Annotated in this window: 10 protein-coding genes; 3 read left to right on the top strand and 7 right to left on the bottom strand. The window is 71.5% G+C overall.

What is annotated here, in order from left to right:
• The coding region (locus tag BI06_RS35550) for a hypothetical protein (protein WP_051742630.1) at positions 1-755 on the bottom strand (755 nt) is incomplete at its 3' end.
• Positions 752-1135, bottom strand: coding sequence for a hypothetical protein (locus BI06_RS35545; RefSeq protein ID WP_043475262.1), 384 nt, complete (start codon positions 1133-1135; stop codon positions 752-754). The genes BI06_RS35550 and BI06_RS35545, both read right to left, overlap by 4 nt.
• Before the next feature lie 669 nt (positions 1136-1804).
• Here BI06_RS35545 and BI06_RS35540 point away from each other — a divergent pair.
• Positions 1805-2452, top strand: coding sequence for an alpha-ketoglutarate-dependent dioxygenase AlkB (locus tag BI06_RS35540; RefSeq protein WP_043475259.1), 648 nt, complete (start codon positions 1805-1807; stop codon positions 2450-2452).
• 43 nt (positions 2453-2495) lie between these two features.
• Here the strand turns inward: BI06_RS35540 and BI06_RS35535 are convergent, their stop codons facing one another.
• The 4 genes from BI06_RS35535 to BI06_RS35520 all read right to left on the bottom strand — a co-directional run bounded on the left by BI06_RS35535 (position 2496) and on the right by BI06_RS35520 (position 6444).
• A complete protein-coding gene (locus BI06_RS35535; protein WP_043475257.1) occupies positions 2496-3032 on the bottom strand; it encodes a nucleotidyltransferase domain-containing protein in 537 nt (178 codons plus the stop codon).
• 241 nt (positions 3033-3273) lie between these two features.
• Positions 3274-4122 (bottom strand): carbohydrate ABC transporter permease, encoded by an 849-nt coding sequence (locus BI06_RS35530; protein WP_030396330.1) that lies wholly within the window; start codon positions 4120-4122, stop codon positions 3274-3276.
• The gene (locus BI06_RS35525; protein WP_030396331.1) at positions 4119-5096 is read right to left on the bottom strand and encodes a carbohydrate ABC transporter permease; all 978 of its coding nucleotides are present in this window, start codon (positions 5094-5096) and stop codon (positions 4119-4121) included. The genes BI06_RS35530 and BI06_RS35525 overlap by 4 nt, the downstream gene beginning before the upstream one ends.
• A gap of 37 nt (positions 5097-5133) precedes the next feature.
• Positions 5134-6444: an extracellular solute-binding protein gene (locus tag BI06_RS35520; protein ID WP_030396332.1), complete on the bottom strand. Its 1311-nt coding sequence runs from the start codon at positions 6442-6444 to the stop codon at positions 5134-5136.
• Between the two features lie 320 nt (positions 6445-6764).
• On the opposite strand from BI06_RS35520, the gene BI06_RS35515 reads away from it, so the two are divergent.
• A complete protein-coding gene (locus tag BI06_RS35515) occupies positions 6765-7589 on the top strand; it encodes an IclR family transcriptional regulator (RefSeq protein ID WP_051742629.1) in 825 nt (274 codons plus the stop codon).
• A gap of 348 nt (positions 7590-7937) precedes the next feature.
• Positions 7938-9596: an alpha/beta hydrolase gene (locus BI06_RS35510; protein WP_051742649.1), complete on the top strand. Its 1659-nt coding sequence runs from the start codon at positions 7938-7940 to the stop codon at positions 9594-9596.
• Between the two features lie 248 nt (positions 9597-9844).
• Here the strand turns inward: BI06_RS35510 and BI06_RS35505 are convergent, their stop codons facing one another.
• Positions 9845-10774, bottom strand: a complete 930-nt coding sequence (locus tag BI06_RS35505) for a hypothetical protein (protein ID WP_149030584.1) — start codon at positions 10772-10774, stop codon at positions 9845-9847.
• Between the last annotated feature and the right edge of the window lie 93 nt (positions 10775-10867).

Genomic DNA, 10867 nt, shown 5'->3' with positions numbered 1-10867 from the left:
CGGCGGACGTCCGCCGTGGTGGCGAACGCGGACCGGCCGAACAGCCGGGCCAGCTCCGCGACGGTTCTCCGGCCGTCCGCGCGGTCGAGCAGCTCGTACTGGCGCCGGGTCGGCGGACGCACCCGGCGGGCGTGGCGCCCGGGGGCGGGGGCCTGGGCGGCGGTCCGGCGCAGCGGCACGGTGTCGAGCTGCGCCGAGGGCCAGATCCGGTCGAGCAGGTGCCGCCGGCGTTCGGCCTCGCGGCGGAGCCGGTGGGCGCCGACCGCGGCCACCGGGCCGAGCCAGTGCCGCATGCCCGGGGCGAAGGTCCAGGAGGCGAGGGTGGCGGGGGTGTCGAGCAGGAAGCAGGCGGCGTCGTAGAGGGTGCCGAGGTGGCAGAGTTCGAGTTCGCCGCGGGTGAGCCGGCCCTGTTCGACCAGGGCCTCGCCGACCCGGGCGTACGGGCCGAAGCGGTGGACGGCCTCCTGCCAGGTGTCCGGGTCGAGCCGTCCGCTGGTGGTGAGCAGCGTGGCCAGGTCGGGGGCCCGGTGGGACTCGGCGTGGGTGACCAGGCCGTCGACCAGGTAGACGGTTCCGGCAGGGCCGCGCAGGGCGCCGGTGGCCCGTTCGGCGGCGAGCCGTTCGACGGCTGCGCCCGGGGTCCAGCCGGGGTCGACGGCGACCGGGAGCGCGGGCGCGACCGGGCCGGCCGGTGGCCGGAAGCCGACCTGGGTGCTGACGGTGGCGGCCGGGTCGCTGGTGACGGGGTTCGTCATCCGAGCACCAGTTCCTCGGCGAGCGACTGGAGCCGGTAGCGGGCGCCGGCGAGGTTGCCCTCGGCCCGGTCCAGCCAGAGGTGCAGGACGAGGCGGCTGTCGAAGACGGTATCGATGAAGCAAAGGAGGTGGTAACTGCGGCCCGCGGTCAGGATGATGTCCTGCAACGGTGCCTTGCCGTCCTCCGCCGCGGTGAAGGTGGCTCCCTCGACGGCCGCCCGGACCAGGTCGGTCGCCTCCGCCGCCGTGGTGTCGTGGTCGCCGGTCGGACTGACTCCGACGCTGCCAAGGGCGAGTCCGCTGCTCCAGTCGATCAGACCGGCGGCGCGGGCCCCGGCGATGGTCATCGCCTGGGACAGGCACTCGTCGATACCCGGCACTCGGGCTCCTTCGGAGGGGTTCGGGGGAGGAAGCGGCGCAGGCCACGGCGCAGGGCGTGGCCGTCAGACGCCGACCGGACCGCCACCACGAGTGGCGGGTTCGACACGGAAGGCTACTGCCGGAACTCGTACGACGAACATTCCAATGGCATATTCACACCACAACCCGGTGTTTTCGGCCATCCTTTGACGCATCGTCAGTCCTGGAGGCCCGCCATTACCGCTGACCGGACGCCCGTACGCGATACGAACGAACGATCCACCTGGCACGGGACCTTGGCCGATTGTCGGCCGCGCCGATGGGTTTCGAGCCACGAGTGCGATAGGACCGAAGGCATCCGGACCGACCGAAGGCACCCGGGCCGCCGGGGCCACTCCGGCGCAGCACGAAGAAGCGGCCGCCCCCGAGGGGGACGACCGCTTCCGTTGGAGCGCCAGGCCCGGGTCGCACGGACTCTCCCTACTGAAAGTAGGGCGTGCTCTGGTAGCACCGCTGACGCCTGCTCGATCCGATCCGATCCCCGCTGCGCGAAGATCGTTTCCTTTCGACGGGATGAACACTAGCAGGCGATCGCGCCTGGTCAGAAATCGGTTCACCGACCCACGCCCCCGATCCCCACCCATCCTCTAATTCGTATGCATGTTCGATTCCAGGCGTAGGCTGGAGTCATGAGCACCACCGCCGCCGTCCACCTCCAGCCGTCCCTGTTCGACGACCCCGGCCCGGCCGGGCCGGCCCTCGGGCCGCTGACCGGTGTGCGCCGAGAGGTCCTGGGGGCGGGCGCCTGGGTCGACCTGCTGCCGGGCTGGCTGCACGGCGCCGACCGGCTGTTCGAACAGCTGGCCGCCGAGGTGCCCTGGCGGGCCGAGCGCCGCGAGATGTACGAGCGGACCGTGGACGTCCCCCGGCTGCTCGCCTCCTACCGGGAGGACGACCCGCCGCCGCACCCGGTGCTGGGCGCTGCCCGGGCGACGCTGAGCGGGTACTACCGGCCCGAACTGGGCGAGCCCTTCCGCACCCTGGGGCTCTGCTACTACCGGGACGGCCGGGACAGCGTGGCCTGGCACGGCGACCGGATCGGCCGCGGGGAACGCGAGGACACCATGGTGGCGATCCTCTCGGTCGGCGAGCCCCGGGCCCTGCTGCTGCGGCCCCGGGGCGGCGGCGGGCCGGTGGTGCGGCACCGGCTGGGGCACGGCGACCTGCTGGTGATGGGCGGCTCCTGCCAGCGGACCTGGGAGCACGCGGTGCCCAAGACGGCCCGGCCGGCCGGGCCCCGGATCAGCGTCCAGTTCCGGCCGCGCGGCGTCTCCTGAGACCGGCGCCGGGACCGGGGTCCGGCGCCGGGCCCTGCGGGCGTTACGCCCGCGCCGGGGCAGCCAGCGCCGCCCGCAGCCGGGCGATGTCCTGGGCGTCCTTCGCCCGCCGGGGGCGACGCGGGTCCCAGACCGGCATCATCCGCTTGATCTCGATCTGCGCCTCGGCGGCGACCACCGGGCAGACCAGCCCGTCGATCCGCCCCGGCGGCCCGTCCAGCAGCCCGGCCGGCCAGGCCGTCCCGGCCCAGGGCCCGCCGGCCACCAGCACCCGGCCGTCCGGCGCGAGGTCCACCAGGGCGAAGCTCGACTCCAAGCCGTCCTTCACGAAGTCCAGCTGCTGTTCCGGCGGCACGCCCTCCAGCGGTGTGTACCCGAGGGCGCCGAGGCCGGCGGCGAGCGCGGCGGCGTCGGCGGCCGGGGCGAACCAGTCGATGTCCTCGTGGTCGCGGGTCGGCCCACCGAGGAAGAAGTCCATCGCCCAGCCGCCCCGCAGCCAGACACGGGTGCCGAGACGGCGGGCGAGGCCCACCGTCTCGGCGATCTGCGCGAGTTGCCCGTCGGCACGTTCCCGGTCCATGGACCCCACCTCCCCGGGCCCGGACGCTACACCCGCCGCAGCCCCTCCGTCGCGGCGATTTCCGCCGAAGAACAGCACCTAGGCCCTCTCTTTCGGATCACGTCGGACGAGCGGGCGTCGTTGGAGTGCGTGCATCGGCGGTGCGGAGGAGGGAGTCCATGCGGAGCATCGGCGACCGACGACAAGCCGGCGAGGTGCGTGCTCCGGCGGCGACCGCCTGGCGTGATCCGAAAGAGAGGACCTAGTCCTTGACGGCGCCCGCCAGCCCGGAGACCAGCTTGCGCTGCACCGCGATGAAGAAGATCAGCACCGGCACGGTCATCAGCGTCGAGGCCGCCATGATGCCGCCCCAGTCGTTCTCGTCCGGCTTGAAGAACACCAGCAGCGCGGAGGGCAGGGTCTGGTTCTCGGTAGCGCTGATGATGAAGGTCTTGGCGAAGACGAAGTCGTTCCACGCCGCGATGAAGGAGAACACGCTGGTCGCGGCCAGCCCGGGGGCGACCAGCGGCAGCAGCACCGTCCAGAGGATCCTGGTCCGGCTCGCGCCGTCGATCTGCGCGGCCTCCTCGATCGACACCGGCACCGCGGCGACGAAGCCCCGCATCATCCAGATCCCGAACGGCAGCGAGAAGGCCAGCTGCACCAGGATCAGCGAGGCCAGGGTGTTGAGGCCGATGCCCGGCGCGAACCGGCCCGCGTCGCGGAACATGAAGAACAGCGGGATGGTGAGCGCCTCGACCGGGATCATCTGGGCGATCAGGAACATCACCATGATGGTGGTGCGGAAGCGGAACCTGAACCTGGTCACCGCGACCGCCGCGAGGAAGACCACCAGCGCGGAGAGCACCACCACGGACAGCGCGATCACCAGGCTGTTGACGAAGTACCGCCCGAAGCCGTCCACGCTCAGCACCTGGCGGAAGCTCTCCAGGGTGGGGTGGGCCGTCCACGGCCGGGGGTCGAGCGACTGCACCTCGCCCTTCGGCTTGAAGGCCGAGAGCACCATCCAGAAGATCGGGAAGGCGGTGACGACGGCCACCAGGAGGGCGGTGGTGTTGGCGCCGAGGCGCCAGCGGCTACGGGCGTTCACAGTTCGTTCCCCGTCCTGCGCAGCGAGCGGATGTAGAGGACGGTCGGGATCACCAGGACCAGCAGCATGATCACGCCGATGGCCGCGCCCAGCCCGTACTGGGAGGAGGCGAAGGCCTTCTGGTAGGCGTAGACGTTGAGGACGAGGTTCTGGCCGGCGATGCCGCCACCCTCGGTCATCACGTAGATCTGGGTGAAGACCTTGAAGTCCCAGATGACCGACTGGATCACCACGATGGTCAGGATCGGCCGGAGCATCGGGGCGGTGATCCGGCGGAAGGTCGTCCAGGTGTTGGCGCCGTCCAGCGCCGCCGCCTCCAGCACCTCCGCCGGGATCGCCCTGATGCCCGCGTAGAGCGTCACCATGACGAACGGGAAGGAGTGCCAGACGACGACGGCACCGACGATCAGGAAGGCCGTCCACTTGTCGTAGAACCAGTTGAACTCGTGGAAGCCGTCCAGGCCGATGCCCACCAGGGTCTTGTTGACCAGACCGAGGTTGGTGTCGAACAGGAAGCTCCACACCGTCGAGCCGGTCATCGCCGGCGCCGCCCAGGCCGCCATCGCGGCGGTGGTCAGCACCAGTCGGGGCACCCGGCCCACCCTGGTCAGCAGCACCGCGAGGGTGGCGCCGACGGCCAGGGTGGCGACCACGCAGAACGCGGCGAAGCCGAGCGTCTGCGACAGCACCGACCAGAACTGCCCGTCGCTCAGGATCTTCCGGTAGTTGCCGAGGCCGACGAAGCTCGTCGGCACGCCGCCGGAGGCCTGCGCCTGCCCGAAGTTCAGGACGGACAGCAGACCGAGCTGGTAGATCGGGTAGGCGACCAGCGGGATCATGACGACCGCCGCCGGCAGCAGGAGCAGCAGTGGGGTACGGCGGCGGCCGCGCGGGGGCGCGGCCGCCGCGGCGCCCCGGCGCCGCCCGCTCGGGGAGGGCGGCGCCGCCGGGGCGGTCGTGGTGGGTGCGGACACGTGCGGGACCTGCTCTCTGGATTCCCCGGGGGCGGGCTCAGCGGGCGGCGAAGGCCGAGGTGATCTGCGTGGCGGCGTCGCCCGAGGCCTTCGCCACGTCGGCCTTGCCGGTGACGACCTGCTGGAGCATGGTCGGGATGACGGCCTGCGCGTCGATCTGTGCCCAGGCCTGGTCCAGCGGGACGAAGCGGGTGCCGGCCGCGATGGTGTCGGTGAACGGCTTCAGGAAGGCGTCCTTGGCCGCGACCTTGGCGTTGACCGACTTCAGGGTCGGCAGGTTGCCCATCGCGTCGTACATCTGCTCCTGGTAGCCGGGGCCGGCCAGCAGCTGGGCGAACTGCACGGCCAGGGTGCGGTGCTTGGCCGCCTTCATCACGCCGAGGTTGTTGCCGCCGGCGAAGGCCGGGGCGATGCTGCCGGCCTTGGCGCCGGGCAGCGGGACGACCGCGTACTTGTCCTTGGCCGCGCCCGCGTCCACCTTGCTGCGGCTGGAGTTGGGCAGGATCGCCATGGCGGCCTTGCCGGCCGCGAACAGGTCGACGGTCTTGCCGCCGGTGAGGTCGGCGCACTGCTGCGCCGGGCAGCCGGCCTCGTCGAAGAGGTCGGTGTAGCGCTTCACCCCGGTCTGCGAGGCGGCCGAGTTGATCGCCGCCTTGAACTTGTCGCCGTCCTTGGCGGCGATGTCGCCGCCCGCGTCCCAGACGAAGGGCAGCGCGCCGAAGGTGTACTTGCCGCCGATCGCGATGCCGAAGGTGTCGGAGTGCGCGGCGTGGATCTTCCGGGTGGCGGCGACCAGCTCGTCGTAGGAGGTCGGCGCGGCCAGTCCGGCCTCGGTGAACAGGTCGGTGCGGTAGTACAGCGCGCGCACGCCGACCCACCACGGCAGGCCGTAGGTCTTGCCGTCGAGCACGGCGGTCTTGGCGATCGCCGGGTCCAGGTCGCCCTTGTCCGCCCACTTGTCGAGGTCGGCGCCGATCTCGGCGAGGCCGCCGGCCGCGACGTAGCCGGGCAGGTCGGTGTTGCCGAACTCGACCAGGTCCGGGGCGCTGCTGGGGTCGTTGAACGCGCCCTTCATCTTGGCGGCGCGGGCCGAGGCGTCGGTGTCGATGTAGCTGACGTTGACGGTGACGCCCTGGTGGGCCGACTGGAACTCGGTGACCGCCTTGGCGACCACCGCCTCCTTGGCGGCGTTGCCGGCCTCGTTGTACAGCCAGACCTGCAGGGTGCCGCTCTTGTCGTCGGCGGCCTTCTCGCCGGCCGGGACGGCGGTGCCGGGCGAACAGGCGGCGGCGGCAAGGCAGGTGGCGGCGAGCACGGCGGCCGCGGTGGTCCGTCTGACGATGCGCATGGGTGGGAAGCCTCCCCTCCCGACAGCTGCCGCCGGGACGCGCCGTCGCGGACGGGCACGTCGCAGCAGGCCCTGACCGGGGCCGATGGTGGATGTGGGGGTGGTGACGCGGGTGGGTACGGCAGTGCGGCCGCTCGTCTGGGCGGCGTCGCCTGCTCGATGCCAGGGACGTTAGGCGGGTGCGCGGACGACCAACAAGAGCCGATTCGGGAAGTTTTGCAGTGCACAACGCTGTATCGAAAACGTGGCCCGCATGCCCGTAGGGGGTACGGTTCGACAACCGCCGCAGTCGGACGGCGGAACGAGAGGGGAACGGACCGATGACGGAGCAGACCGCCGCCACCACCGGGAAACCGCGGAAGGCGGCGGGCGAGCGCAACCAGTCCTCCTCGCTGCGCCGCGCACTGTCCGTCCTCGGCTACGTCCGCGACCACGGCGACGGGCGCGGCGTTCCGCTCGCCCAGCTCGCCGAGGCGCTCGACCTCAACAAGTCGACCGTGCTGCGGCTGACCGGCCCGCTGCTCGACGAGCACCTGCTCGACCGCGACCGGGAGACCGGCTGGTTCCGGCTCGGCCACGGCTCGCTCCGGCTCGGCCAGGCCTACCTCTCCACCCTCGACCTGCGCAGCGTCGCCGCCGAGCACCTGCGCCGCCTCCAGCGCGAGGCCGGCGAGACCGTCCACCTCACCGTCTGGCAGGCGCCCGGCATCGTCTACCTGGACAAGGTCGAGGACGAGACCAACGTCCGGATGGCCTCCCGGGTCGGCAGCCGGGCCCCCGCCTACTGCACCGCCACCGGAAAGGCGATCCTGGCCTGGCTCCCCGAGGAGGCCGTCACCGAGGTGGTCGCGGCCGGGCTGCGCCCGGTCACCGCCTGGACCATCTCCGACGAGCCCCGCCTGCGCGCCGACCTCGCCCGCATCCGCGCCCGCGGCTACTCCATCGACGACCGCGAGAACGAGCCCGAGGTCCGCTGCGTCGCCGCCCCGATCTTCGACCACACCGGCGAGGTCACCGCCGCCCTCTCGGTCTCCGGCCTCACCTCCCGGATGACCGCCGCCCGGGTCCGCTCGCTCGGCCCGGTGGTCGCCCAGGTCGGTCTGCGGATCTCCCGCGAACTCGGCTCCGACCGCCCGGTCGGGTGACGCGGACGGGTCCGCGGGCCTGCCTCCGGGCTCGGCAAACGCGAACGGCCCCGGGGAACGCGAACGGGCCCGGTACCTCTTCAGGTACCGGGCCCGTTCGACCGTGGAGCGCCAGGCCCGGGTTGCACGGACTCTCCCCGCTGAAAGCGGGACGTGCTCTGGTAGCACCGCTGACGCCTGACGGGGGATTCTGTTCGTTTCCCTCGCGACAGGAAGAACACTACCAGGTCGGAGCGGGTGCGCCGGACCACGAACGGCCGCCGTCTCCGAACCACCGGGCCGTCACAGCTTCATAACGTCATGTCAGCTGAGTGGCTGTGACATTGCACATATCACATCATGCTCACCATGAGAAAAGTCCTCACCTTACTGTCCACCGCCACCGCCATCGCCGTCCTCGGCGGCTCCGCCGCCGTCGGCGTCGAGCCCGGGGCCGACGGGCTCGACGACCGGAGCGTGCTCTCCGACACCGGCCAGGGCACCCTGGCCTGGAGCTCCTGCGAGGACCCGGCCGCACCGACGCTCCAGTGCGCGATGCTCGACGTCCCGGTGGACTACTCCGACCCGCGCGGCCGCAAGATCAGGATCAAGCTGAACCGGCTCCCGGCCACCGCACCCAAGGACAAGCGCCAAGGCCCGATCCTGCTCAACCCCGGCGGCCCGGGGAACTCCGGCCTCTGGATGCCCGCCTTCATCTCCGGACAGATCCCGGCCGACGTCGCCTCCACCTACGACTGGATCGGCTTCGACCCGCGCGGCACCAACGGCAGCGAGCCCCATGTCGTCTGCGACCCCGACTACTTCGACGCCGAACGCCCCGACTACCAGGTGGACCAGGGCACCGCGAAGGCCTGGCTGAAGAAGGCCGCCGGCTACGCCTCCGACTGCGCGGCCGACTGGTCCTGGCTGCTCCCCCACATGACCACCGTCGACAACGCCCGCGACATGGACAGCATCCGACGGGCCCTCGGCGAGCCGAAGATCAACTTCTACGGCGGCTCCTGGGGCACCTCGCTCGGCTCCACCTACGGACAACTGTTCCCGTCCCGGGTGCGCCGGATGGTGCTCGACAGCATCGTCGGCCCGACCACCACCTGGTACGAGCACAACAAGCTCCAGGACAAGGAGCACCAGCGCCGCTTCGAGGCGTTCACCGCCTGGACCGCCAAGGCCGACTCCGTCTACCACCTCGGCACCGACCCCGCCGACATCCAGCGCGCCTACGACCAGGTCGAGGCCGCCCTGCGGAGCGACCCGCTGGACGCCGCCCCGGCGGTCGGGAAGATCGGACCGGCCGAGTTCGAGGACACCTTCTACGGCGGCGGCTACAACTTCCTCCGCTGGCCCCGGATGGCCACCGTGCTCTCCGCGTACGTCACCCAGCACGACACCCGGCCGCTCGCCATCGCCTACAACCGCTACGCGGCCCCCGGCACCGACGACGGCTCCTTCCCCGCGTACAACGCGGTCCAGTGCACCGAGAACGCCTGGCCGCGCGACTGGGAGTACTGGAAGAAGGACCAGGCCGAGGTCGACGCGGTCGCGCCCTTCTACACCTACAACAACATGTGGTACAACGCCGCCTGTATGTTCTGGCCGTACGAGGGCAACCGGGCCGGCCGGCTGAAGATCACCGGCAAGGGCCTGCCGCCCGTGCTGCTGTTCCAGTCCACCGAGGACGGCGCCACCCCCTACGAGGGCGGGCTCGCCATGCGCGACGCGCTGCCCAGCGCCAAGCTCGTCGTCCAGGACGGCGGCAGCTTCCACGAGATCCTGTTCCACGGCAACGCGTGCCTGGACGACACCTTCACCGCCTACCTCCGCGACGGCAGCCTGCCCGGCGGCAAGGGCCGGATCGCCAAGACCTGCGCCCCCGGCGCCGAGCCCGACCCGGTCTACGTGACGCCGCCCCCGGCCGCCAAGTCCCTGACCGGGGCGGCCGGTTCGCCCGACGCCGCCCCGCTCTCCCCGACCGACCCCGAGGCCGTCCGGGGCGTGCTCCGCTGACGGCGCGCCGAACGGGCGCACTATGACGGAAACGCGAACGGGCCCGGTACCTGGGAAGGTATCGGGCCCGTTCGACCGTGGAGCGCCAGGCCCGGGTTGCACGGACTCTCCCCGCTGAAAGCGGGACGTGCTCTGGTAGCACCGCTGACGCCTGACGGGGGATTCTGTTCGTTTCCCTCGCGACAGGAAGAACACTACCAGGCCAGAACGGGTGTCCGAACCACGGGGAAAGGGCGGGTGACTGCGGGTCACTCGTAGACGACGTCGCCGGCGAGCGTGAAGCCGAGGTCCTGGAGGCGGCGGGCGGTGTCGGCCGGGGAGTGGCGACTCCCCGCCATCCGCAGCACGTCGGCCAGTGTCAGCGGCCGGTCAGGGCTCGGGCCGGTGTCGATCTCGACCAGATCGAAATACTCGGCGCCGTGCGCCGCCACCATGCCCGGCGGCAGCGGATGGCCCAGCTCCGCCAGCCGCTCGGCCGTTTCCTCGGGCGGCTCGCCGACCTCCTGGGCGGCGGCCAGCACATGCCAGATCCCGGCCGGGCGACCGGGCTCCAGCCAGGGCGGCTGGCCGTCCAACCGCTTGCTGAGCACCCACAGGTCGTCGGGGTGAACCTCGGCAGGCAACACGACGCCTTCAGGCAGCCGGTGGCCGAACCCCACCAGCTGGGCCGCGACCTCGACCGGTGGGCGGCCCAGTCTGGCCGCGACCCGCAGGATGTGCCCGAGCGGCACCGGCTCGTCGACCGGCAGCCAGGGCGCCCGCCAGTCGAGTTCGGCGCTGAGCATCAGCAGATCGTCCGACAGCACCCGCTCGGGCACGCTCGCGCCGCTGGGCAGTAGATGGCCGAGTAGCGCCAGCATCTCGCGCACCACTGCCGGCGGGCACTCCAACTCGGTCGCACACCAGAGGACATGACCCATCGGCACTGTCTCACCGACAACGGTCAGCTCGGGCTCGTGGTCGTCGTCGTTCGGCCCGCGGAGCAGCAGTAGATCCCTGGAACTCACGAACTCCGGCAGCCGCACATCGTCCGCCAAAGAGTGGCCGAGCTGCTCCAGCCGGGCCACGATGTCCCCCGGCCTCTCCCTGAGCTGGTTCGCGGCGGTCAGGACGTGCCAGGCGGACACCGCCTCACCTGCTTCGAGCCAGGGCCCTTCGGAGTCGAGATAGCGACTCAACAGCACATAGAAGTCATCTCATTTGGAAGGTTGAGTAAACTTCGGGTGTGATGATTGTGGAGCGCCTGGTGCCGGATGAGCTGTGGGAGCTGT

Source organism: Kitasatospora sp. MBT66 (genome assembly GCF_000710405.2).
In the GTDB taxonomy this organism is placed as follows: domain Bacteria; phylum Actinomycetota; class Actinomycetes; order Streptomycetales; family Streptomycetaceae; genus Kitasatospora; species Kitasatospora purpeofusca.
The sequence above is the reverse complement of the archived record's forward strand: the minus strand, read 5'-3'. Positions and strand labels throughout refer to the sequence as shown.

What these genes read in the sequence shown, in the direction of transcription:
- BI06_RS35540 (WP_043475259.1), top strand. Translation starts at nt 1,805, where the DNA reads ATGAGCACCACCGCCGCCGTCCACCTCCAGCCGTCCCTGTTCGACGAC.
- BI06_RS35515 (WP_051742629.1), top strand. Translation starts at nt 6,765, where the DNA reads ATGACGGAGCAGACCGCCGCCACCACCGGGAAACCGCGGAAGGCGGCG.
- BI06_RS35510 (WP_051742649.1), top strand. Translation starts at nt 7,938, where the DNA reads ATGAGAAAAGTCCTCACCTTACTGTCCACCGCCACCGCCATCGCCGTC.
- BI06_RS35535 (WP_043475257.1), bottom strand. Translation starts at nt 3,032, where the DNA reads ATGGACCGGGAACGTGCCGACGGGCAACTCGCGCAGATCGCCGAGACG.
- BI06_RS35520 (WP_030396332.1), bottom strand. Translation starts at nt 6,444, where the DNA reads ATGCGCATCGTCAGACGGACCACCGCGGCCGCCGTGCTCGCCGCCACC.